The 22,443-nt window shown below is 70.8% G+C and carries 18 protein-coding genes and 7 pseudogenes; 18 read left to right on the forward strand and 7 right to left on the reverse strand.

What is annotated here, in order from left to right; all coding sequences use genetic code 11:
• Positions 1-558: 558 nt before the first annotated feature.
• Positions 559-758, reverse strand: a pseudogene (locus VG276_16925) (hypothetical protein).
• Positions 759-963: 205 nt separating this feature from the next.
• Positions 964-1,119, reverse strand: coding sequence for a DUF6131 family protein (locus VG276_16930; GenBank protein HEV8651025.1), 156 nt, complete (start codon positions 1,117-1,119; stop codon positions 964-966).
• 560 nt (positions 1,120-1,679) lie between these two features.
• Between VG276_16930 and VG276_16935 the strand changes: the two are divergent.
• From VG276_16935 to otsB, 13 genes and pseudogenes are all read left to right on the forward strand, one after another.
• Positions 1,680-2,663 (forward strand): annotated as a pseudogene (locus VG276_16935) (phosphoketolase).
• 203 nt (positions 2,664-2,866) lie between these two features.
• Positions 2,867-3,217, forward strand: coding sequence for a hypothetical protein (locus VG276_16940; GenBank protein HEV8651026.1), 351 nt, complete (start codon positions 2,867-2,869; stop codon positions 3,215-3,217).
• Positions 3,186-3,386: a hypothetical protein gene (locus tag VG276_16945; GenBank protein HEV8651027.1), complete on the forward strand. Its 201-nt coding sequence runs from the start codon at positions 3,186-3,188 to the stop codon at positions 3,384-3,386. The genes VG276_16940 and VG276_16945 overlap by 32 nt, the downstream gene beginning before the upstream one ends.
• A 363-nt stretch (positions 3,387-3,749) precedes the next feature.
• Positions 3,750-3,926 carry an AAA family ATPase gene (locus VG276_16950; protein ID HEV8651028.1) on the forward strand — a complete coding sequence of 59 codons (177 nt, stop codon included), beginning with the start codon at positions 3,750-3,752 and terminating at the stop codon, positions 3,924-3,926.
• A gap of 321 nt (positions 3,927-4,247) precedes the next feature.
• Positions 4,248-4,487 carry a hypothetical protein gene (locus VG276_16955; protein ID HEV8651029.1) on the forward strand — a complete coding sequence of 80 codons (240 nt, stop codon included), beginning with the start codon at positions 4,248-4,250 and terminating at the stop codon, positions 4,485-4,487.
• A gap of 144 nt (positions 4,488-4,631) precedes the next feature.
• Positions 4,632-4,820, forward strand: a pseudogene (locus VG276_16960) (ABC transporter permease).
• Positions 4,817-5,134, forward strand: a pseudogene (locus VG276_16965) (carbohydrate ABC transporter permease). Before VG276_16960 ends, VG276_16965 begins: the two co-directional pseudogenes overlap by 4 nt.
• Positions 5,065-5,994: pseudogene (locus tag VG276_16970) on the forward strand (ATP-binding cassette domain-containing protein). Before VG276_16965 ends, VG276_16970 begins: the two co-directional pseudogenes overlap by 70 nt.
• 119 nt (positions 5,995-6,113) lie before the next feature.
• Complete coding sequence (locus VG276_16975; protein HEV8651030.1) at positions 6,114-6,551, forward strand: organic hydroperoxide resistance protein; 438 nt, start codon at positions 6,114-6,116, stop codon at positions 6,549-6,551.
• Positions 6,552-6,767: 216 nt separating this feature from the next.
• On the forward strand, positions 6,768-7,355 hold the full coding sequence (locus tag VG276_16980) for a phosphatase PAP2 family protein (protein ID HEV8651031.1): 588 nt from the start codon (positions 6,768-6,770) through the stop codon (positions 7,353-7,355).
• The gene (locus tag VG276_16985; protein ID HEV8651032.1) at positions 7,355-8,296 is read left to right on the forward strand and encodes a magnesium and cobalt transport protein CorA; all 942 of its coding nucleotides are present in this window, start codon (positions 7,355-7,357) and stop codon (positions 8,294-8,296) included. Before VG276_16980 ends, VG276_16985 begins: the two co-directional genes overlap by 1 nt.
• A gap of 802 nt (positions 8,297-9,098) precedes the next feature.
• Entirely contained in the window at positions 9,099-12,320 is a 3,222-nt protein-coding gene (locus tag VG276_16990) for an HAD-IA family hydrolase (protein ID HEV8651033.1), read from the forward strand.
• Positions 12,317-13,138, forward strand: a complete 822-nt coding sequence (otsB, locus tag VG276_16995; GenBank protein ID HEV8651034.1) for a trehalose-phosphatase — start codon at positions 12,317-12,319, stop codon at positions 13,136-13,138. The genes VG276_16990 and otsB overlap by 4 nt, the downstream gene beginning before the upstream one ends.
• A gap of 161 nt (positions 13,139-13,299) precedes the next feature.
• Here the strand turns inward: otsB and VG276_17000 are convergent.
• The 3 genes and pseudogenes from VG276_17000 to VG276_17010 form a co-directional block, all read right to left on the reverse strand.
• Positions 13,300-13,659, reverse strand: a pseudogene (locus VG276_17000) (alpha/beta-hydrolase family protein).
• A gap of 69 nt (positions 13,660-13,728) precedes the next feature.
• Positions 13,729-13,899, reverse strand: coding sequence for a hypothetical protein (locus VG276_17005; protein ID HEV8651035.1), 171 nt, complete (start codon positions 13,897-13,899; stop codon positions 13,729-13,731).
• 101 nt (positions 13,900-14,000) lie between these two features.
• Positions 14,001-14,788: pseudogene (locus VG276_17010) on the reverse strand (IS701 family transposase).
• A 223-nt stretch (positions 14,789-15,011) separates the two neighbouring features.
• Between VG276_17010 and ligD the strand changes: the two are divergent.
• Positions 15,012-15,923 (forward strand): non-homologous end-joining DNA ligase, encoded by a 912-nt coding sequence (ligD, locus tag VG276_17015; protein ID HEV8651036.1) that lies wholly within the window; start codon positions 15,012-15,014, stop codon positions 15,921-15,923.
• Between the two features lie 165 nt (positions 15,924-16,088).
• A complete protein-coding gene (locus VG276_17020; protein ID HEV8651037.1) occupies positions 16,089-17,552 on the forward strand; it encodes a hypothetical protein in 1,464 nt (487 codons plus the stop codon).
• Positions 17,553-18,131: 579 nt separating this feature from the next.
• Here the strand turns inward: VG276_17020 and VG276_17025 are convergent.
• A complete protein-coding gene (locus VG276_17025; GenBank protein ID HEV8651038.1) occupies positions 18,132-18,287 on the reverse strand; it encodes a hypothetical protein in 156 nt (51 codons plus the stop codon).
• Between the two features lie 366 nt (positions 18,288-18,653).
• Between VG276_17025 and VG276_17030 the strand changes: the two genes are divergently transcribed.
• The 3 genes from VG276_17030 to VG276_17040 all read left to right on the forward strand — a co-directional run bounded on the left by VG276_17030 (position 18,654) and on the right by VG276_17040 (position 20,501).
• A complete protein-coding gene (locus tag VG276_17030; protein ID HEV8651039.1) occupies positions 18,654-19,442 on the forward strand; it encodes a helix-turn-helix domain-containing protein in 789 nt (262 codons plus the stop codon).
• A 249-nt stretch (positions 19,443-19,691) separates the two neighbouring features.
• Positions 19,692-19,907, forward strand: a complete 216-nt coding sequence (locus VG276_17035) for a hypothetical protein (GenBank protein HEV8651040.1) — start codon at positions 19,692-19,694, stop codon at positions 19,905-19,907.
• 18 nt (positions 19,908-19,925) lie between these two features.
• Positions 19,926-20,501, forward strand: a complete 576-nt coding sequence (locus VG276_17040; GenBank protein HEV8651041.1) for an NAD(P)-binding domain-containing protein — start codon at positions 19,926-19,928, stop codon at positions 20,499-20,501.
• 282 nt (positions 20,502-20,783) lie between these two features.
• Here VG276_17040 and VG276_17045 read toward each other — a convergent pair.
• Positions 20,784-22,443, reverse strand: a 1,660-nt coding sequence (locus tag VG276_17045) for a 5'-3' exonuclease H3TH domain-containing protein (GenBank protein ID HEV8651042.1), incomplete at its 5' end; no start/stop codon positions are given.

The following is a 22,443-nucleotide window of genomic DNA, read 5'->3' on the forward strand; positions in this document are numbered from 1 at the left end:
CTCCCCGCGGGCCCGCCGACCCGGAGCTCCGCCAGGCCCTGCACACCATCGACCACGCGGTCAGCGACTACGTCACCGGCGCCATGATCGCCGCATGAAACCCTTGAAAACTTCTACGACCCAGACCCCTAAGGGGCCCTACGACCCAGACCCCTAAGGGGCTCTAGATGTGTCTGCCGCGCGTCCCGAGGTGGTGCCAACGAGGCAAGCGGTCAGCAAGGACGGACCTCCCCCTGCGGCCGAGCTGGTGTGCGTAGCAGCTGGATAAGAGCCAGGCTCGTCCTCGCCGGAGGTGCCCTCGACGTGCCCAAGCCTCGGTTCGCCACGATCAGCAGCGGTCGCCAGCCATGCCCGCTGAGCTGTGTCGTCCCATCTGGCCGGGTGGCCCTCGCATGCTTCCCAAGCTCGCGGTTCTCTCATCTACGGTGCTCTCCGACCCGGAGAGCACCCAGGCCGACATCGACAGCCGGCGAGGAGGTGGCTCGAAGAGCTCGACCCGTCGAGACCCTTACCGCCACTGCATGAGCCCCAGGGACCGGGGGGCTGCAGATGCATCCTCTACTTCGACGATTGGGGCACGTCGCACTTGACCTTCGGGTTGACACCGGCGTAGTTCAAGGGGCGGCGACGATCGTGACCGCGATGGTTCCCAACTTGGCGCAGTTGGCGTTCGAACTGGAGAAGTAATCGCGCTGCGCCGCCGCGACGACGCCGATGACCAGCCAGATGACGACCAGTAGTGACCCGATGCGCCGCATCGCTACCTCCCATGCCGGATACAGATCGCGACGTTGACGAGCGGGCGGCGCCGTCCAGCGCTCCGTGCTCGGCGTTGCAGGAGTTCGGGCACCCAGCCAAGCAACCAGCGCCGGAGGTCCTCGCGTGCGCTCGGGAGGCGGCCGCTCACAGCCACGATGTCGTTACGGCACCGTCATCAGGTCAACGGGGTCGCACGCCTCGGCGCTACCAGTAGTGCCGGCGGCCGCGAACCGGGCGCCCCATCGATCCCAGGACCCACAAGACGGCGCCGACGATCAGCAAGATGATCCCGAGCGTCTTGAGGATCGCGACATCGGCGATGAAGCCGATGACCAGCAGGATCAAACCGAGAATGAGCATGCTGCTGCCTCCTTCGCCCCCACCCCTATGCGTCCTGCGCCCAGGACCTGGCCGACCGGAATCTGATCGTTCCCACACCGACGTGTCAATCCAACCTCGCCGACGCGTAATCGTTCAGGCCTGTCACCGCGCGGTAACCGGTTTGACCGTCGTGGGACGGCTGCTGGTGTGCCTGCGCCCTGCGGCCCATGGGCAAGGAGGCTTGACCGCGTTCGTGGTCGGGGGCCTCATAGTCGCACAATGCCGTCTGGCCGCTGTCGCCCGCTTGACCGCTGCCCTGGCGCTTGCCGGGTGCGGCTCGGGCGCTACAGGTAGTTCGGCCACACCCAGCACCATCACGAGCGAGCCACCTCGGATGGCGGCGCCTGGCCAGGTGTCGATCTGGACCCTCTTTCCGCGAGGTCGCCGGGCCGTCCGCTTCGCCGAGCAGCACCCCCGCCCGGCCGACTGGTGAGGCGCGCAGGTTCTCCGCGAGGTCACCCAAGAGGGCCATCCAGGGAGGGGAAGGGGCGCGACGCCTCGACCCGTTCAGAAGCGGGCTGCTGCAGCGCAAGGAGGCACTGCTTGCGTTGGCGCCCACCGGCGACCGGCGCATGAGCGCCAACCCGGTCGCCAACGGTGGCCGCCTCCTGCGAGACCTCCGGCTTCCCGACTGGCGCGAGTACGGCGTCGCTGTGGAGCGGCCCGGCGGGACACGGCACGAGGCGACCCGCGTACTGGGGGCGTGGCTGCGTGATGTCACCCGGCACAACCCGCATAACTTCCTGACCTTCGCCCCCGACGAGCTGGCCAGCAACCGGCTCCAGGACATCCTCGAGGTGACAGGTCGCAACTGGCAGGCCGACATCGACACCAACGACGAGCAGCTCGACCGAGCCGGCCGCGTCGTCGAGATCCTGTCAGAACATGTCTGCCAGGGCCTGCTGGAAGGCTACCTGCTCACCGGCAGGCACGGCGTGTTCACCTGCTACGAGGCGTTCATCCACATCGTCGATTCGATGTGTTCAACCAGCACGCCAAATGGCTGCAGGCGAGCGCGCAGGTGCCGTGGCGGCGGCCGCTGCCGAGCCTGAACTACCTGCTGTCCTCGCACGTATGGCGCCAGGACCACAACGGCTTCACCCACCTGGACCCTGGATTCCTCGACGTGGTCCTGAACAAGCGGCCGGAGATCGTGCGCGTCTACCTGCCACCGGACGCCAACACCTTGCTGTCGACCTTTGATCACTGCCTGGCGTCCAGGCACTACGTCAACGTCGTCGTCGCGGGCAAGCAGCCGCAGCACGACTGGCTGTCGGTCCAGGACGCCGCGCTGCACTGCGCGCGAGGTGGGCACGACGACCACGCCGTTCGACATGGTCACGCTCAACGACCTCGACCGCTACCACCTGGTCATGGACGTCATCGACCGGGTCCCCGGGCTCGGTCCCCGCGCCGCCGCGCTGCGGCAGCGGATGGCCGATGCTCGCCTGCGGGCACGGACCTGGACCCGCGAGCACGGCGAGGACATCCCCGAGGTCGCGCAGTGGACGTGGCCGGGCTGAGTCCTGCGGTGTGGTGAAGCGCCCGATCCGTGGTCGAGGTCGTGGCCGAGGAGCTGGGGGCGGGCCTGCGTTGGGCGACGACGACCAGGGCGACGAGGAGCGCGAGCGAGTAGCGATCTTCGAGCCACGTCAAGGCGATGCGACGAGTCGTTCTCCTCGGCCGCGTAGTGACACACGTCGGCCCGACTGAGTACCGTTGCCGCATGGGAGGCTCCGCGACGGCAGGCACGCCCCGGTCGCGCCGGCTGGCGGTGATCGCTGCGAACCCCCGCGGCGCGATCTACGGCACGATCGTCGCCACCGCGGTGATCGCGGCGACCGCTGGGCACGAGCCCCCAGCGTTCATCCTGGCCGCCACCGTTACCACCCTGCTGGTCTATTGGCTCGCGCACGTGTACGCCGACGTCCTGGACCATGGCCTGCGCCAAGCCGGGTCTGACCTGAAGGTGGTTCCCGCCATCATGGGCCGGGAGCTGTCGATGCTTGCCGCCCCTGCCCTGCCCTGCCCTGTCCATTCTCTTCTTGCTGCTGGGCGCGCTTGGCCTGCTCGATGAGGGGCTTGCGGTGCGTCTTGCGCTGTGGAGCGGCATGGCGCAACTCGTCGGGTGGGGTATCGACGTAGGACGCCGAAGCGGCAAATCCGGGCCGGGGGCGCTGCTTGCGGGTCTGGTCAACGGAGCCTTCGGCGTGGTCATCGTCGTGCTTGAGGCGCTGCTGCACTGACCGCACGGCGCTGCGTTGCTCGTGCCACCTGCATGCCATTCCAGACGCGACTCCCTGGCTTCTCACCGTCAGCCACGGTCACTCCCGGCCCCTGACCTGCGCGGGCCCTATTGCAGGTGCGCGGCGGCACGAATGGCAAGGATGGGGTCGCTCGGACGGACCGCTGGGGCCACAGTGGGGCCACTTCCCACCCGAGAACAACGGACGACGCCGGGCAACGGCAGTCACTCAACGTCGCAGCTCAGTAGCCCTTCTCGATCGGCATCGCAGGTCGTCCGGCCATCTCGACTCTCTCTCGCACGGAGGAAGCCATGGACGACGGCTCTGGACGGCTTGCATAGGACAAACGATCATGGCTGCGAGATGGCCGTGCTCCCCTTGTTTGGGCGCGAGCGCGAGGTAAGGGCGCTCGACGACCTCCTTGACCGCGTGGGTGAACGCGGAGGGGCGCTGATGGTGCGGGGCGAGGGCGGGATCGGGAAGTCCGCCCTGCTATCGGCAGCGAGCGGGCGGGCCGGAGGAACGCGGAAGCGGCGCTGACCCGCACACCATTCTTCGCCGCCACCCTCAGCATCGGCCGGGCCACCCTGACGGGCTGGGTCAGCCTGGGGGTGTTCGCCGCCGCGCTGGCCATGGCCCAGCTGCTGAAATGGAACCCGCTGCTCGTCCTGGCCGTCTCGACCCTCATCGGATCATCGCCCACCAGGCGGAGGTGCTCCTCCGTCGGTCGCCCGCCCCGTCCTAGCGGTGGGGTGACCAAAACACTACGGGTCGGGTCCGGGGTCCTCCACGATGCCAGGCCCCGCCTCGGTCCAGCACGATCGCAGCCAGGTTCACGCGACCAGACGACAGGAGCGGGTGGTGGAAGCGGCGCTGACGGCGGCACCGGTGGACGGGAACGTCTGGGTGCTGGCCCGCAGGGCGCCGCCCCGCTGCCGGCCTGGCAAGCAAGGGGGAGTCGTGGCGACGGTAGCTGAGCAGTTCTGGCGGGAGGTCCTCGACATCCGGCGCACCGTGGACCCGGTCCAGCACCGCGGACCCCGGCCCCGGCGGGTCGTGCTGGTGCGGGGCGGGCGCATCCGGCGGGAGCGGCGGCGATGAGGTCGCCGGCGGCTGGTCCCAACGATGAGCGCAAGGATCCAGCGCCCCGTGACGACCCGCGGGACGAGGAGCACGAGATGCCAATGGAGCGGACATGAGCGGCATCAGAGGGTGGCGCCGCGGGCTGGTCATGGTGGCCGCCGCCTGACCGCCGGCGCGAACGACACCCGCTCAGTGTCGATCCTCGGCTACGACAACCTGTTCACCGCGCTCAACCTGGGGATCGGCTCCACCATCTCGGTGCTCATCTTCATCGCGGTGGCGATCATCGCCTTCATCTTCGTCAAGGGCTTCGGAACGGCCGCACCCGGCCAGGAGGTGACCGACCGATGAACACCAGCACCCGCGCAAAGACCTACTGGGCGATCGGCAACACGATCGTGATTATCGTGGCGATCGTGCCGGTCTTGTGGATCGCCTCGCTGTCGTTCAAGGACCCCAGCACCATCACCGACGCGACGTTTTTCCCGCGCAAGTGGACACTGGACAACTACCGCGGGATCTTCGAGACGTCGCTGTTCAACCGGGCGCTGGTCAACTCGATCGGCATCGCCCTGATCGCCACCTTCCTGGCTGTGGTCGTCGGGTCGATGGCCGCCTACGCGATCGCCCGGCTGCGGTTCCCTGGCAAGGGCGCGCTCGTGGGAGCGACCTTCGCGCCGAGATGGACCGGAAGGTCAACCACGCGGCAGAGATGCTGGAGCTCACCCCGTTCCTGGACCGCAAGCCGGCCAACCTGTCCGGCGGTCAGCGGCAGCGGGTCGCCATGGGCCGGGCGATCGTGCGCAGCCCGCAGGCGTTCCTGATGGACGAGCCGCTGTCCAACCTGGACGCCAAGCTGCGGGTGCAGATGCGCACCACCGTGTCACGGCTGCAGAACCAGCTGGGCACCACCATGGTCTACGTCACCCACGACCAGACCGAGGCGATGACGCTCGGCGACCGTGTCGCGGTCATGCGCGCCGGCGTCATCCAGCAGGTCGGCACCCCAGAGGAGCTGTACGAGCGGCCGCGCAACCTGTTCGTCGCCGGCTTCATCGGCTCGCCGGCGATGAACTTCCTGCCCGCCACGCTGGAGGACGGCCAGCTGCGCACCCCGCTCGGCGACATTGCGCTGCCCGCCGGGGTCCGCGCCAAGGTCGACCAGGCCGGCGCCGGCCGCAACCTGATCATGGGCCTGCGGCCAGAGCACTTCGAGGACGCCGCGCTGGTCGGTGACAAGCAGACCGAGGGTCTCACCTTCTCCGCGGCCATCGACGTGCTAGAGTCGCTGGGGGCGGACAAGTACGTCTACTTCCACCTCCAGGGCGCCCGCGCCACCGCACGGGAGCTAGAGGAGCTGGCGGCCGACGCCGGCGCGAGCGACGTGCCGGGCGGCGCCGACCAGGTGGTCGCCCGTCTCGACAGCACCAGCAGGGCCCGCGAGGGCCAGAAGCTGGAGCTGTGGTTCGACCCCCGCAAGCTGCACCTGTTCAACCCCGACAACGGCGCGCACCTCACCCTCTGAACGCCAACAACATCGGGGTCGCCCGGCGTCCGGGTGGGGCCATGCCACAACGCCCCGCAGGAGACGCCCGGTAGGGAAGAGACGGACAAGCGTTTCACTCCGCAAAGGAAGGCGGCGCGATGCCAGCCAACCCGTTGCGCAAGGTCCTCTACACCGCCGAGGCAGTCACCGAAGGCGGCCGGGCCGGCCACGCCCGCACCGCCGACGGCCGCCTGGACCTGCAGCTCTCGGTGCCCGAGGACATGGGCGGCCAGGGCGGCCCCGGCACCAACCCCGAGCAGCTGTTCGCGGTCGGCTACAGAGCCTGCTTCCAGTCGGCGCTATGGCGCGCGCGGACCAGCGCTGCCCGTACTCCAACGCCACCCGCGGCAACATCCAGGTCACCCTCAGCCTCGGCGGCACGCCCCTCCAGCGGGCCGCAGCCTGAACAGGGACAGGTGGAGGCCACTCGCCAGCTCTCCGACCTCCGGCACCTGACCCTCCAGTCGGCACGGCCGGCACCGCCCACACGGGCACGGTACGCCGCATCGGCCGGCACCGACCTGGTCGGCGCATGACCAGGCCCCCAGCACGAGAATGGCGGGTGAGCTCGCTGAGATCCCCTGCGCAGGGCACGCGGGAGCCAGGCCCGCATGCGTTCTGGTCGTGCCCAGACCGACCGTAGAATCATCGCCATGTCGCAGGGGACAGACAAGCCACAGGAGACCGTCGGCGATGCGCTCGCCCGGGCCGTCGAAGCGCGGCGTGGTCCAGCGTCCCCTTGGACCGAGGCGATGCGGGAGCTGGGAGCGCTGGATCGGGCGGTGTACCAGGCGGTGGCCCGCACGCCCACCGTGAACCTGGACGGCCCCGTCCGCCGGCTCTCGGACGTCGCGAACAACTCGGCCCTGTGGCTGGGCATCGCCGCTGCGATCGCTCTGCTCGGCGGCAGGCGCGGACGCTGGGTGGCCCTGGAGGGTATCGTCGCGATCGGCGTGACCTCGGCGGTCGTCAATCTCGGCATCAAACCCCTCCGCCAACGGCCGCGCCCGGATCGCGTCGAACCCGACGTCCAAGCCCGGCAGGTGCGGATGCCCGAATCCACCTCGTTTCCCTCTGGCCACGCCGCCTCGGCCTTCGCGTTCGCCTACACCGTCGGCCGCCACCTTCCCGGACTGGCCGCGCCAATCCGACTGCTGGCGGGCGGAGTCGCCTACTCGCGGGTCCACACCGGCGTGCACTACCCGGCCGACGTGGTGGTCGGCTCCATCGTAGGAGCCGGAACGGCGGCAATGGTCGCCGCGGCGTTCGACCGCCTCCCCCCACCGCGCCAGCCGCAACTGGCGGCGACGCCGGCGCGCATCAGCATTCGGGAGGCGTGATGGCGAGCACGCGAACCACCTACCAGGACGGGCAGGGCACCGACGGCGCCAGGCCGCTGGGCCACAGCTTCGTCTGGGTCAGCCTGCGCGACCCAAGTCCTCAGGAGCTGGCGGCCGTCCAGGCCGAGTTCGGCCTGCCAGGGCCGCTGGTCGACGACCTGGGCACGGCGACCAAACGGCCGGCTCCGGAGGTCGCCGGTGAGCTGCTGGTCGCGGTGGTCAAGACGGCCAGCTGGGCGGCCGCCGAGGAGCTCGTCAGGCTCGGGGAGGTGCAGCTGGTCCTCGGCGAACGCTTCGTGGTCAGCGTCGACCGCGAAGCGGGGGTCCTGGAGCGGGTGCACCAGGACCTCCGGGCCGACCCCGAGCTGGCCGGCGCCGGCCCGGCGGCGGTGCTGGCCGGTGTCGTCGACCACGCCGTGGAGGGCTACGGCCCCGTTCTCGGCGCCATCAACAACGTCGTCGAAGCGGTCGAGGAGGCGCTCTTCACCCCTGGTGGGCCCCGGCTGACCGAGCGCATCTACAACCTGTCGCGGCAGGTGCTCAAGCTCCGGCGGGCCATGGCCCCGCTCACCGAGCTGCTGGACCACCTGGCCAGCGAGTCGCCGTCGCCCACCGGTGAGCGGCTCAGGCGGCGCTTCCGCGAGCAGCGCGCCCACCTGCAGCACCTGGTCGAGGGTGCCGACGGCCTCGGCAACCTGCTCTCCAGCGTGCTGCAGGCCTACCTGACCGAGGTGTCGGTACGCCAGAACGACGACATGCGCCGGATCTCGGCCTGGGTGGCGATCTGGGCGGTCCCGACCCTGCTGGCCGGCATCTACGGGATGAACTTCCGGCACCTGCCCGAGCTGGAGTGGCGCTTCGGCTATCCGCTGGTGCTGGCCACGATGGCGGTGATCTGCCTGGGGCTGTACCGCGGGTTCCGGCGCAGCGGCTGGCTGTAGCCGGCGATGGCGGGAGTCCCGGAAGCACGCGTCCGCGAGCTGGTGGCCGCGCTGCGACCCGCGGCGCCGGGCGTGGCGGTGGCGGTGGTGGCCTTGGTGTTTGGCGGCGGCATCGATCGTCGTCGCGCCGCTTCGGCACCCGCTGGAGATGGTCGCGGGTCTGGTCGGATTCGCGATTACTGTCCCCTTGGCGACCCTGGCGATCTGGGGTGCCGGGCTGGTCCGCAAGCTCGCCGTTGCCGCGGCGGTCCTGGCGGCGGCACCTTCCCTGCCGCTGCTCAGGCGCCAGCCGCTGGTGTTCGTGTTCGTCGTGGTCCTGCTGGGCGTCTGCGCGTGGGGGGTGGGCCACGCACCTGGGTCGGCAGGGCGCCGACCCCTGCCGGTGCCCACGCACGGCACGCCGGTCGGTCCGGCCGCCCGTCCCGTGCCGTTCGCCAACCCGAGGTCGGGGGAACCCCGGGTAGCCCCGAGGATGGACGCGTGTGCTTGCATCAACGATGTTGGCAGACGAGGGGGCTTGCCGAGATGCCGTGCGAGTAGTTGTGGTCGTGTCCACTGGCAGCCGGGAGTACGCCCTTGAGTTCCCGTCACATTCTGGAAAGGGCGGAGCGTTGACGCCTGGCGCCAGCATCGAAGGTGTCAGCGCTGCGTGGGAGCTGACCGGGTGAGGGGAGCTGACGGCGATGTTCGGAACAGCCTGGCGCGTGGGGCGGCCGCCGAGGATGCTCGCTGTGGCCGTGGCGGTCGTGGCCGGTGGCGCGACCGGCAGTACCCACGGCAACCCGAAAGCCTGGTGAGGGTCATGGCGTACCAAGGTGCGATCTTCGACGTCGACGGCGTCCTGGTGGACTCGCCACACGAGCTGGCCTGGCGCGATGCGCTCAGAGGGCTGATGGAGGGCGAGTGGCGCGACATCCGCGACCAGACCAGCTGGACCGCCGAGCGCTTCACCCCGACGGTGTACCAGCAGCTCATGGCCGGCAAGCCACGCCTGGCGGGCGCCCGCGCCGCCCTTGAGTACTTCGGCGTGCCGGACGTGGACCGCCGGGCCGAGCGGTACGCGACCGCCAAGCAGGAGCACATCGCCAAGCTCATCCAGGAAGGCCGGTTCATGGCGTTCCCGGACGCCCTGCGGTTCATCCTGGCCGTCAAGGACATGGGCATCTGGGTCGCGGCGGCTTCGTCGTCCAAGAACGCCCAGCTCTTCCTGGAGCGGATCCGCCTGGACACCTTCGCCGCCGAACAGCGACTGGACTACGACTTCATCCGTCCCGGGATGACGCTGCAGGAGCTGTTCGACGCCGACATCTCCGGCCGGGACTTCCCAAAGGGCAAGCCCGACCCGACGATCTTCCTGACCGCCGCCGAGGAGTTGGGCGTCAGCCCGGGCGATTGCTTCGTCGCCGAGGACGCTTCCAGCGGGATCCAGGCGGCCAAGGCGGCCGGGATGGCCGCGCTCGGCGTAGCCCGGCTAGACGACCGGGACATCCTGCTGGAGGCGGGCGCCGACCTGGTCGTGACCACGCTGGACGACGTCTCCCAGCGGGCCCTGGCCGAGGGCCGCCTGGAGGAGCGGCGGGCCGCCGCCGAGCTCCGACGGCGGCACACGGAGCGGCCGCCGAGCGTCTGGACCCTGGTCTACGACAGCTTCGACCCCGCCCGCCAGGGGCTGCGTGAGGCGCTCTGCGCGGTGGGCAACGGGTACTTCATCACCCGCGGCGCCCTGCCCGAGACCGAAGCCGACGGAGTCAACTACCCGGGGACCTACGTCGCCGGCCTCTACAACCAGCTGGTCACCGAGATCGCCGGGCGCAAGGTCGTCAACGAGGACCTGGTCAACGTCCCCAACTGGCTGCCGCTGCAGTTCCGGGTCGCCGGCGGGGCATGGTTCGACATCCAGCAGGCCCACGTCCTCGACCACCGCTTGGAGCTGGACATGCGCCACGGGACGCTCATGCGGCAGCTACAGTGGCAGGACGCCGAGGGCCGCCGCACCAGCTTGGAACAGCGCCGGTTGGTCAGCATGAAGGACGAGCATCTCGCCGGGTTGGAGACCACCTTCACGGCGGAGAACTGGTCGGGGACCCTGGAGGTCCGCTCCGGGCTGGACGGCAGAGTGATCAACGCGGGGGTCAAGCGCTACCGCGACCTGAACGGCCGCCATCTCGCGGTGCTTGGCCAGGCCGAGGTCAACAAGGACACGGTCGACCTGCAGGTCGAGACGACCCAGTCGCACGTGCGGGTCGCGCTGGCGGCCCGCACCAGGCTCCTGCGCGACGGTGGAACCGCCGAAGCCGACCGGCGGCTGGTCGAGGAGCCAGGCTTCATCGCCCACGAGCTCACCTTCGAACTGGAGGAGGGCCGCCCGGCGACCGTCGAGAAGGTCGTCGCCCTCTCCACCTCTCGCGACCGCGCCGTCTCCGAGAGCCGCGCCGACGCGCGGCTTCTGGTGGCGGGCGCCGAGGACTTCGCAGGGCTGTTCGCGCGCCACGAGAGCGCCTGGAACAGCCTCTGGAACCGGTTCGACATCCAGTTCGACAGCGCCAACGAGTGGACCGAGACCGTCCTGCACCTGCACATCTTCCACCTGCTGCAGACCGTCTCGCCGCACACGGCCCACCTCGATGTCGGCGTCCCCGCGCGTGGCTGGCACGGGGAGGCCTACCGGGGCCACATCTTCTGGGACGAGCTGTTCATCTTCCCGTTCCTCAACTTCCAGCGGCCGATCCTGGCCAAGGCGCTGCTCGACTACCGGCACGCCCGCCTCAACGCCGCCCGCTCGGCGGCGCGGCTGAACGGCTACCAGGGCGCCATGTTCCCCTGGCAGAGCGGCTCCAATGGGCAAGAGGAGACCCAGGAGCTCCACCTCAACCCGATATCAGGGCGCTGGCTGCCCGACCACTCCCACCGCCAGCGCCACGTCAACATCGCGATCGCCTACAACGCCTGGCAGCACTACATGGTCACCGGAAGTACCGCGTTCCTGCGCTTCACCGGCGCCGAGCTGCTGATCGAGATCGCACGCTTCTGGGCCAGCATCACCACCTACGACGGCGAACAGGACCGCTACGAGATCCACGGCGTCATGGGCCCGGACGAGTATCACGAGGGCTACCCGGACTCCGACGAGCAGGGCCTGCGCAACAACACCTATACGAACGTCATGGTGGTCTGGGTGCTGCAGCGGGCGCTGGAGGCGTTGGAGATTCTGCCGCCGCACTACCGTCAGGAGCTCGTCGAGGAGCTCACCATCCGGGACGACGAGCTGGACCGTTGGCGCGACCTCACCCGCAAGATGAAGGTCGTCTTCCACGCCGACGGCGTGCTGACCCAGTTCGAGGGCTACGAGCAGCTGCTCGAGTTCGACTGGGAGGGCTACCGGGCCAAGTACGGCAACATCCAGCGGCTGGACCGGGTGCTGGAAGCTGAAGGCGATAACCCCAACCGCTACAAGCTGGCCAAGCAGGCCGACGTCCTGATGCTGCTGTTCCTGCTCTCCCCGGACGAGCTGCGCAAGCTGTTGGCCGACCTCGGCTACGAGGTGACCGCCGACCAGCTGGCCCGGACCGTCACCTACCACCTGGACCGAACCTCCCACGGGTCGACCCTGAGCGGGGTGGTGAGCGCCTGGGTGCTGGCCCGCTACGAGCCCGAGCAGGCGTGGCAGTTCCTGCTGCGAGCGCTGGAGAGCGACATCGCCGATGTCCAGGGCGGGACTACCGCCGAGGGCATCCACCTGGGCGCGATGGCGGGCACGGTCGACATCGTGCTGCGCTGCCTGACCGGGATGCGGGCCTGCGGGCCGGTGCTCCAGTTCGAGCCGGCGCTGCCGCCGAAGGTCAAGCAGCTCAAGTTCAGCGTCCACTACCGGGGCCACCGCGTCGACGTCGCGCTCGCCCAGGACCACATGGTTATCAGGTCACGCCCCGACGGGGCCGGGCCCATCAAGGTCCTCGTCCACGACCAGATCATCGAGCTCAGCTGTGGCGCCCAGCACGAGTTCCCGCTGGAGCACCGGCCATGACCGCCGCGGGTGCCGCCGGCGCGTCGCTCGCCGGCCACGCCGCCCGGCTGTCGGCGCAGGCGGGCCAAGTCGCGCTCTGCCTGGACTTCGACGGCACGCTCGCGCCGATCGTCGACGACCCGGACATGGCCAGGCCACTGCCCGGCATCGTCGAGCTGCTCCCGGAGCTGGCCGCCCGGTTCGCCGCCGTCGCGCTCATCTCGGGCCGCCCGGCCGGCTGGCTGGCCGAGCACGCCGGCGCGCCCGGCGTGCGCTACCTGGGGTTGTACGGGTTGCAGGAGATCCGCGGCGGCCAGGTGTGGGTCGACCCGCGCCTGGAGGCGGCCCGTCCCGCTGTGGTCGCCGCCCAGCAGGAGCTGCGCGACAGCGCCGCCGTCCGCCACAGCGGCGCCCACCTGGAGGACAAGGAGTACGCCGTCGCCGTCCACACCCGCCGGGTCGCCGACCCCCAACGCTGGGCTGCGCCGATCGACCAGGCAGCCCGCCAGATCGCCGACCGGCACGGGCTCGAGGTCGTCCCGGGCAAGCTGGTCTGGGAGCTGCGCCCGGCCGTGCGCAGCGACAAGGGCGAAGCCGTCCGGCGGGTCGTGGCCGAGTCCGGTGCCCGCTCGGTGGTCGTGGCCGGCGACGACCTCGGCGACCTGCCGGCCTTCGCCGCCGCGGCCCAGCTCGCCGCCGAGGGCGGCGACGGGCTGCGGGTGGCGGTGCGCTCGGCGGAAGCACCGCCGGCGCTGCTTGCCGACGCCGATCTGGTCGTGGAGGGACCGCCCGGGCTGCGGGATCTCCTGCAGCGGTTGCTTCCGGTCAGTCGCCGATGAGCTTCTGGAGCTGGGCGGTCCTCCCAGGGGTCCAGCCGGGTGGTGGTGCGATCTCGGCCCAGGCGGCGGCCTGTTCGCTGCCGTAGGCGTGCCCATGGCCGGGGGGGGACTTTGGTGGCGAAGGCCATGTCGGCGGAGACCTGCCAGAAGGTGACGATGGGATACGAGCGCATCGCCGGCAGCACGTCCGGGCCCTTGGGTTCCCGCAGCCAGTCCGGCTCGCGAAGCAGCAGCTGCGGCGACCACCAGGTGATCGGATCGGACGCGTGCTGCAGGTAGACCAGCCGCGGGGCGGTCCACGGCGATGCCGGGCGGCGCAGGTCGGAGGGTTGGCTGGCGAACCGGACGGTGGCGCCCCGCTGGTAGGTCGGCAGGATCTGGGGCGTGCCGTGGTCACGCCGGCGGGTGAGCTGTCGCCAGAGGGCGTTGCTGTTGGGCGGGCCGACCCACAGCACCCCGTCGGTCCGGTTGCGGATGTCGTCGGTCCCGGACCAGCCAGCCGACCAGCACCCCGAGACCATAGCCGATGGCGGCCACGATGCCGCCGGCGACGGCCTGGAACAGCCAGCTGCGCGGCAGCAGCGACGGCGTCAGCGACAGGCAGAAAAGACGACGGCCCCGACCAGCCCGGCGAAGTCGTAGCCAGGCCCAGCCAGCCGTCGCCGCCACCTGGCCTGACCGGCCGGCCGGGCCACTTCGACGTGAACGTTCTCGCCGTCGGGGTCGCGCCAGACGAGCTCGCCGTCGGTCCACTCGTACATGCCCTCCCCCTCTTCGACAGCGTAGCCGAGGCGGCTGGCAACGCTGCCGAGGTCCGCTGGTTGCGGCGGATCAGCCAGTGCTGGCCTGCCTGGCCGCCAGGCCCGGGGCTGGGGTGGTCCAGGCACAGCAACGCCCAGTCGTAGTGGCGGTGGCCCTTGGCGCCCCTGCCGGCCGACACGCACTGCCATGCCCACGCCGGGACTTTGGTGAGCAGGGCGTCCGCGCGGTGGGTGGTGCCGCCGATCCGGACGCGGTGGTCGCAGGCGACCGCCAGCACGTAGCCGATCTGTCGGGCTTCCAGCTCGGCCCGCAGTTTGGGGTTGGCGCCGTAGACCTCGTCGCCGGCGACCCAGCCTGCTGGGATGCCGGCGTCAAGGGCGCGGGCCAGCATCGCCGTGGCCAGAGCCGGCTTGGTCGCGAACCCGACCTGGTCGGGGACACCGGCCGCCTGCAGGCGCTGGGGATCGTCGGTCCAGGCCCGGGGCAGGTACAGCGCCCGGTCGACCAGGGCGTGCCCAGCGCTGGTGGCGTCGACCAGGTAGACCGCGACCTGGGCGTTGTCGATCCGCCCGGCGGTGCCGGTGTACTGGCGTTGCACCCTACGGTGGTGGTGCCCTTCTTCAGACCCCCGGTCGCGTCGATGACCAGCACCGCCCCAGGGTCGCCCAGGTGCTCGACAACATAGGCACGCACGTCATCGCGGACCGCGTCTTCATCCCACACCGCCCGGCAAAGCAGGTGCTGCATCCCGTCGGGGCTGGGGTTGCCGGCGTGCTCGGCGATCGTCCAGCAGTGCTTGCGTGGCAGGTCCGCCAGCAGCCCGCCCACGAACGCCCTGGCCCGCCGCCGCAGATCCACCCTCGCGAAGCGAACCGCGACCCGGCCCAGCAACTCGTCCAACAGCTCCTGCCAGCGGGCAGGGTCGACGTCTACGTTGTGGCCTGCGGCCACCGTCTGATCTTCGGTTGTCCTCACAACACCGGATCATCAACGGTGACCGCCCTGGTCTGCCCGCCGGCTCTGGCCCCACCCGACCAGGCAGGTCATGATCTACGGCTGGAGTACGTAGGTGCGGGCTGACCCAGGCGGGCCCAGGCGAGGTGGTGCGACCTTGAGCGACCGGGTGCAGATCACCCATCCGGACAAGGTCCTGTTCCCAGACGACGGCATCACCAAGGCCGACCTGGCCGACTACTACCAGACCGTCGCCCCCGTGATGCTCCCGCTGGTCACTGGACGGCCGGTCACCATGCAGCGGTTCCCCAACGGGATCGGGAAGGGCGGCTTCCTGCAGAAGCAGGTCGCCGCGTCCGTCCCCGACTGGATCGAGCGCGTCACCGCGCCCAACCGCCGCACCCGGCAGGCCACCACGCGCGACGAGGTCACCTACCTGCTCTGCCGCACCACCGACGACCTCGCCTACCTGGCCAACCAGGCCTGCATCACCCCCCATGTCTGGCTCAGCCGCACGCCCGACATCCACCACCCCGACCAGCTCGTCTTCGACCTCGACCCGGCCGCCACCGACCCGCGGGTGCTGCGCTTGGCGGCGGCAGCGCTGCACGGGCTGCTCGACGAGCTCGGGCTGGCCTCGTTCCTGAAGTCCAGCGGGTCGCGCGGCCTGCACGTGCTGGTGCCGCTGGTCCCGGCCGCCGAGACCGACGCGGTGAAGGCGTTCAGCATCGCCGTGGCCGAGACCCTGGCCGCACGCCACCCCGACGAGCTCACCACTGAGGGGCGCATCGCCGACCGGCACGGCCGCCTGTTCCTCGACATCGGCCGCAACGGCTACGCGCAGACCATGGCCGCGCCCTACGCCGTGCGGGCGCTGCCCGGCGCGCCCGTCTCGGTCCCGCTGGACTGGTCGGAGCTGGACGAGTTCGACCCCAGGCGGCACACGCTGCGCACGATCGCCGACCGGCTCATCCTGCCAGACCCGTGGGCCGGCCTCGACCAGGCCGCGTGCACCCTCGACCAGGCCCGCGCCCGCCTGGCCGAGCTCGGCGGGCCCACCCCCAGCTGAGCGACGGTGGACGAGCGCGGTCGGTCGGGGCGGCGGCGTCCATCAGGTGAGCCTCCGCCGCTGCCAAGGGAGGACCGTTGGACACGTTGGATCTGGCTCCTGGGCGCGGTCCTGCTGTTCGGAGCCGGTCTGAACCTCGTGATCCGGTCGACCGATGTGATCCAGATGGTCGACCAGGAGATCCTCTCCTGGTTCGCCAGAGCCCGCACCCCGGCGCTCACCCCGCCTGCGAAGGCGGTCACCCTGCTGACCACCTTCGCGACCGTCATGGGGCTGCGCGTCGCCACCGTGCTCGTCCTGCTGTGGTACGGACGGCTCCGGCATCTGGTGGTCTTCCTGGCAACGTTGGTGGCCACCGACTGGTTGGTGGTCCGGCTGTTGTTCGTGGAGCTGCCGCGTCCTGACGTGCCGGCCCTGGTGGACAGCCAGGCGTACGCGTTCCCCTCCAAGGCGATCTCGACCTTGGCCGTCACCCTGTTCGCGATGACGTTCGTCCTGCTCCCGCGGGGCAGGGGCCGCGCCCGGGCACGAGCCGGGTTCACCGCGGCGCTCGCCCTGGTGATCCTGGCCGACCTCTACCTTGCCGCCGAGTACCTCTCCGGCATGGCCTACGCCGCGATCCTGGCCCCGAGCGTGACGGCCGTAGCGTTCCGGTGGCTGGTCCCGGAGGCGGGCTTCCCGGTGAGCTACCGGAAGCGGGGCAACGCGGCCCATCTGGAGCTCGGCGGAGACCGGGGCGCGGCGATCGTCGGGGCCATGGCCCAGCAGCTGGGTCTGACCGTGACCGAGGTGAAGGCGTTCGGGCTGGAGGGGTCGGGCGGGTCCTCCCCGCTGCGGATGACGCTGCAGGACGGCGGCCGGGTGTTCGGCAAGATCTACTCGACCGACCACGAGCGGGCCGACCGCTGGTACCGGTTCGGACGCACGATCCTGTACGGCCAGCTCGAGGACGAGACGCCGATGGGGTCGGTGCGTCGCCTGGCCACCTACGAGGACTACGCGCTACGCCTGCTCGACGACTACGGCGTGCGGGTCGCCCGCACCTACGGCATCGTCGAGCTCACCCCCAACCGGGAGTACATGCTGGTCACCCAGTTCTTCGAGAACGCGAAGAACCTGGGCGACTCCGAGATCGACGACGTGGTGATCGACGAGGGCCTGCGCATGGTGCGGAGGTTCTGGGACATCGGCGTGGCCCACCGCGACATCAAGCCGGCCAACCTGCTGGTGCAGGACGGCCACCTGCAGCTGGTGGACGTCTCCGGCCTCGAGGTCCGCCCGTCACCGTGGCGCCAGGCGGTCGACCTCTCCAACATGCTGCTCACCCTGGCTCTGCGCACCGATCCAGAGCGGGTCTACGCGCGGGCGACCAGGCTGTTCACGCCCGACGAGATCGCCGAGGCCTGCGCATCCTCGATCGGGCTCACCGTCCCCACCGAGCTGCAGGCCAAGATGCGGGCGGACGGGCGGCCCCTGCTCGACCGGTTCCGGCAGCTGGCCCCCCAGCGCACCCGCGTCTCGATCCAGCGCTGGAGCGCCCGACGCCTGGCGCTGACGGCCGCCGCGGTGCTCGGCATCCTGGTGCTGGTGGGCCTGTTCGTGGACTCGCTCCGGGCCGGCCTCGCCTAGCCGGAGCGCCGCGGATGGTGTTGCCTGCTCACGGCTCGATGGTGACTGGGCGGCCGGCGGCGGTCTGCAGCAGCGCGGTGATGGTGGCCCAGCCCTTGGCCGGCACGGCGGCGGCGGGCGAGTAGCCGGGGGCATGGCGTGGGAGCCGGACCCGGAGCGCTCCGGGGAGGACCCGGAACCGGATCGGCGGGTCCAGCAGCAGCGCCTCCCCGTTGTCCCCCGTCGCCCCGCCACCCGCATGAGCGCTACCAGGTCCGCTAGCAGGACGGCAAGCGGCAGCGCTGCGCCGGCATCTTCCTGACCAGGCAGCGCGCCCTGGCCAAGCAGCGGGCGCTCGAGCGCGGCCATCGCGACGACCTGGTCGTGGCGGGCGAAATCGACCTGGAGAAGGCCCGGACCCTGTTTGGCGAGTACGTCGCCACCAAGTGGTGGCCGGCCTGGAAGGACCAGCATCCAACCTCCGAGTACGGCACTCGCAAATTGGTCGGCTCCCAGGCGTCCAGCGGGAGCTCGGGGAGGTCGGGCCGCGCGGTGACGGCAGCGGTGGTCGGGGCCATGGCCGGGGAGACCTCCTGGTGCTCAGTCGCGGGTGTCGAGGACGAAGGCGACCTGGTCGACGACCCACCAGCTGCAGTCCTCGCCGGGCTCCACCGAGCGGACCACGGGGTGGTGGTCGTGGCGGGCGTGCCGGTGGCGTCGCGTCTCCTCAGGTCCTGGGTCCGTCGCCCTGAGCATCCACCATCTCCCCTTCCAGCCGATACCCTGCCTCCTGCCACTCCTGCAGGCCGCCAGCGAAGCGTCGAACGTTCCGGTAGCCGTTCCGCTCGAGGAGCTGATACAGCGCGACGCTGGCCATACAGGAGGGGTTGGAGCAGTGGACGACGATCTCGTCGTCCCGGCCGAGCCACCCGCAGGCTTCTGGCGGGGCTGGCTGGCCTTCGTCACCCCCGCCAGCAGCAAGGCCAGGGCCAGCAGCACCTGCAGGACCCAGACGACCACGTTCATGGCGACCTCTCCAGGAAGCGGAGGTGGCCCTCCGATCGGTTCCGTCAGCTAGCACAAGGCGGAGGCCAGCCTCCGTATTCCCGGTACACTGCCGGCATGACGACCGCAGACCGCCCCAGCGACCCCCCACCACCCGCCAGGCCGCTGCGCCGCGACGCCCAACGCAACCGCGACGCCATCCTCGCCGCCGCCCGCCAGGTCTTCTGCGACCACGGCCTGGAGGCGCCGCTGGAGGAGATCGCCCGCCGCGCCCAGGTCGGCATCGGCACCCTGTACCGCCGCTTCCCCAGCCGGGTGGACCTGTTGGACGCGGTGCTGGCCGACACCGTCCAAGCCCACGTCGACGCGGCCGAGCAGGCCCTGGCCGCCGACGACCCCTGGGACGGGTTCACCTCCTACCTGGAACAGACCTGCCGGCTGCAGGCCGCCGACCGCGGCCTGGGCGACGCCATGGGCATGCGGTTCCCCCGCGCCACCGCCACCGAGGCCGCCAAGACCCGCCTGTTCGAGCTCGTCGGGGAGCTGGTCCGCCGCGCCCAGCACAGCGGGCAGCTGCGCGCCGACCTCACCCTGGAGGACCTGGCGTTCCTGAATTGGGCCAACACCCGCATCCTGCAGGCCGGCCGCGCCGCCGGCGCCCCCGACGCCTGGCGGCGGCACCTTGGCTTGCTGCTGGACGGCTTCCGCGCCGACCGCGCCCACCCGCTGCCCCAGCCGCCGCTGTCACCCCGGCAGGTCCACCGGGCCATGCTTGCCCTCGGCCGCCGCTCCGCCGGCGACCCCCACGAGCACCCGGCCACCGCCAGCAGCGCTCCGGCCACCGCTGCCACAGCGCAGCGGTCACGTTCGGCATCCCACGACCCACCGGGCCGCAGCAGGCAATGACCAATTGAACTCAGTCAGCGCTCAACCTGCAGAACCCATTTTGTGAGCGGCGCTACGCCGTGTGTCACCGGTGCTCCACCCCGGCAGGCGCTCAGCACCGAACACCCATCGCATGCCCAGGACCGCAGAACAAGACAGGCCACGAGCAAGCGCTTGTGTGACCGGATGAAGGAGGCCAGGCATGGCCGGCACCAACGGGCTGGATTGGCGACTGGATATCGGCCGGACCACAGCCTCGACATCGTGGGCATGCCGCTGCTCGACCACTACGTGACCACCCTTGACCCGAGCCTGCTCGGCGACATCGACATGCTGTACATCAACCACCTGATCTCGGACTGGCTGATGGCAGACCTCTTGCTCAGCCTGCCACAGGGCAGCGCCCGGGCTCGAACGGGGTTACCGGAGCCCGGGGGAATAGCTGGTCGTGCGCGGCGGTTGGTCGCAGCATCGCGAAGCGACTGAAGCGGCTCGGAGGATCGAATGAGGATCGGCATCATCGGTGCCGGCAAGATCGGACATGTCCTGGCGGTGCGGTTCGCGGCGGCAGGCCACCAGGTGATGCTCAGCAACTCGCGCGGACCGGACACACTCACCGCTATTGTCGCCTCGATCCAGGGGGACGTGCGCGCGGGGACCGTCGCGGAGGCGGCTCGCTTCGGCGAGGTCGTCGCCGTGGCGATCCCGCTGCGCGCGATCCGCGACCTCCCGCCCGAACCCTTCGCCGGCAAGCTCGTGGTCGACGCCAACAACTACTGGCCGCAGCGTGACGGGCGGTTCCCCGAGCTGGACGCCGACCAGACCACCTCGTCTGAGCTGCTGGCCTCCCTGCTGCCTGGTGCCACCGTGGTGAAGGCCTTCAACACGGTCTTCTTCCAGCGCCTGCTGGACGACAGCCACCCGGAGCTGCCCGCTGGGGATCGCCTGGCGATCCCGGTCGCCGGCGACGACGCCAAGGCCAAGCGGACGGTCATCGACCTGATCGACCAGATCGGCTTCACCGGGGTCGACGCCGGCACCCTGGCCGAGAGCAGGCGCCTGCAGCCCGGTCGTCGCTGAAGCACGACCGCAGCCGATGCGCGGGTCAAGCAGGATCGCAGCATACGGACGCTCGTGGACGTCGGAGACGGACTTGCCGACCGGCTGGCGCCCGGCGTGCCGGCTGGACATCCAGCACTCGCTAGCCCTGGCAGGATCACCGACCCGGACCCGCGCCTGCACAGACTGACCTTTCGACCAGCACGGTCGACCATCTTCCAGGAGACGCCTGGTTAGAAGGTTGACACGGCCTGTTCGGGGACATCGCTGGTTTCCACTGCGCCGTTGCCGTTCACGGGACGTTCACGTGCTCGCGAGCAGGCTGAGCGCCGTGGTGGCGCGGACGAGGGCATTGCCGATGCCCCACCTGACTCCCAACTCGGCGAGCTTCTCGACATCGGGTGGGGTGTGCGGCAGTGCGGTGGCAATGTTGGGGAGTTCCAGCGTCCGGGCGGTGCGGACGACGTCGGCGGCTCGGATGAGGTAGTCCCGGGCGGCGTCAAGCCTGGCCGCCGCCTGACCAAGGCGTGGATCACCGTCCGCGGCCGCGTCCAGCAGTGCCTCCAATGTGCCGAAGGTCCTGAGGAGGTTGGCGGCGGTCTTGGCCCCGATCCCGGGGACCCCGGGCAGCCCGTCGCTCGGGTCGCCCCGGAGGGTGGCGAAGTCGGCGTACTGGGCGGGGAGGATGCCGTAGCGGGCGACGAGCGCGGCCGCGTCGATGATCTCCAGCTTGGCCACGCCCCGGCCGGTGTAGAGCACCCGGAAGGCGCGGGCGTCGTCGATCAGCTGGAACAGGTCCCGGTCGCCGCTGACCACGTCGACGGGCTTGGTGGCCTGCTCGGCGAGCGTGGCGATGACGTCGTCGGCCTCGTGGTCGGGGGCGCCCAGGGTAGCAATGCCGAGGGCGGCGAGCACCTCGAAGATGATCGGGACCTGTTCGGCCAGTCCAGGCGGCTCAGCCTCGCCAGCCGGCGCGCCGCCAACCAACGCCGCGTCGGGCGCGGCCAGCCGGTGCGTCTTGTAGGAGGGGACCAGGGCGACCCGCCAGGCCGGGCGCCAATCGGTGTCGATACAGGCCACCATGTCGGTGGGGCGAAACCGCGTGATCAGCGTCGAGGTCATGTCGAGGAATCCGCGGACCGCGTTGGTGGGCGTGCCGTCCGGGGCGGGCATCGCGGCCTTGACCCCGTAGAAGGCGCGGAAGTAGAGGCTGGCCGCGTCGAGCAGCATCAGCCTCATGCGCGCGGTCTCCCCGTCGGGTGCTTGCGGGTCATGCGCCGGTGGGTGCCGCCGGGCGGTGCGGTACATCCCCACGACCTCCTCGACGGTGGTGGCGTCCGCGGGGGCCTTGTCGTCGCGCCAGCGGCCGGTGAACCGGGGGAAGCGCAACGCCAGGCCGGCGTCTGGCTTGAGGATGCCCCACCCGGCGGTGTGGGTCGGCGACAGGGTCAGTTCGGCGGCGAGTACCTCCACCACCAGGCGGGGCTCGAACCACACGTCCGCGCTGCGGCGCGCGTCGACCTGGGCGGGCCGCTCGGGGCGTGCCAGCGGCGCCAGCCGTGCCGGCAGCCCGGCCAGCTCGGCGTCGCTGAAGCCGGTGCCGCACTTGCACACCGTCTGGAAGGTGTCGGCGGCGGGGTCGTAGACGGCCAGCAGCAGCGCCCCGTACATCCCGGCGCGGCGACCCCGCCCCGCCAGCCCACCCACCACCACCAGGTCCAGGGTGTCGGAGAGTTCGCTGCGGTAGTCGCGCTTGAGCTTGATCCACTGCCAGCCCCGCGCGCCGGCCTGGTAGCCGGCCGTCGGGGCCACCGACTTGCAGATCAGCCCCTCGCAGCCCTCGGCCACCGCCTGCTGGAACAGCGCCTCCAACCCCGCCTCGTCGCCGACCTGCTCGGCGGTGGCCAGCCGCAGCCGCGCCGATCCGGTGATGGCCTGGGCCAGCCGCGCCCGCCGCTCCAGA

It is taken from the genome of Actinomycetes bacterium (genome assembly GCA_036000965.1).
In the GTDB taxonomy this organism is placed as follows: domain Bacteria; phylum Actinomycetota; class CALGFH01; order CALGFH01; family CALGFH01; genus DASYUT01.

Bases quoted from the DNA above. Each gene is read 5' to 3' on its own strand.
- VG276_17020 (HEV8651037.1), top strand. From the start codon at position 16,089: ATGGTCGACCAGGAGATCCTCTCCTGGTTCGCCAGAGCCCGCACCCCG.
- VG276_17025 (HEV8651038.1), bottom strand. From the start codon at position 18,287: ATGCTCAGGGCGACGGACCCAGGACCTGAGGAGACGCGACGCCACCGG.
- VG276_16980 (HEV8651031.1), top strand. From the start codon at position 6,768: ATGCGGGAGCTGGGAGCGCTGGATCGGGCGGTGTACCAGGCGGTGGCC.
- VG276_17035 (HEV8651040.1), top strand. From the start codon at position 19,692: ATGCCGCTGCTCGACCACTACGTGACCACCCTTGACCCGAGCCTGCTC.
- VG276_17030 (HEV8651039.1), top strand. From the start codon at position 18,654: ATGACGACCGCAGACCGCCCCAGCGACCCCCCACCACCCGCCAGGCCG.
- VG276_16950 (HEV8651028.1), top strand. From the start codon at position 3,750: ATGGCCGTGCTCCCCTTGTTTGGGCGCGAGCGCGAGGTAAGGGCGCTC.
- VG276_16975 (HEV8651030.1), top strand. From the start codon at position 6,114: ATGCCAGCCAACCCGTTGCGCAAGGTCCTCTACACCGCCGAGGCAGTC.
- VG276_17040 (HEV8651041.1), top strand. From the start codon at position 19,926: ATGAGGATCGGCATCATCGGTGCCGGCAAGATCGGACATGTCCTGGCG.
- VG276_16940 (HEV8651026.1), top strand. From the start codon at position 2,867: ATGGGAGGCTCCGCGACGGCAGGCACGCCCCGGTCGCGCCGGCTGGCG.
- VG276_16930 (HEV8651025.1), bottom strand. From the start codon at position 1,119: ATGCTCATTCTCGGTTTGATCCTGCTGGTCATCGGCTTCATCGCCGAT.
- VG276_16985 (HEV8651032.1), top strand. From the start codon at position 7,355: ATGGCGAGCACGCGAACCACCTACCAGGACGGGCAGGGCACCGACGGC.
- VG276_16990 (HEV8651033.1), top strand. From the start codon at position 9,099: ATGGCGTACCAAGGTGCGATCTTCGACGTCGACGGCGTCCTGGTGGAC.
- VG276_17005 (HEV8651035.1), bottom strand. From the start codon at position 13,899: ATGTACGAGTGGACCGACGGCGAGCTCGTCTGGCGCGACCCCGACGGC.
- otsB (HEV8651034.1), top strand. From the start codon at position 12,317: ATGACCGCCGCGGGTGCCGCCGGCGCGTCGCTCGCCGGCCACGCCGCC.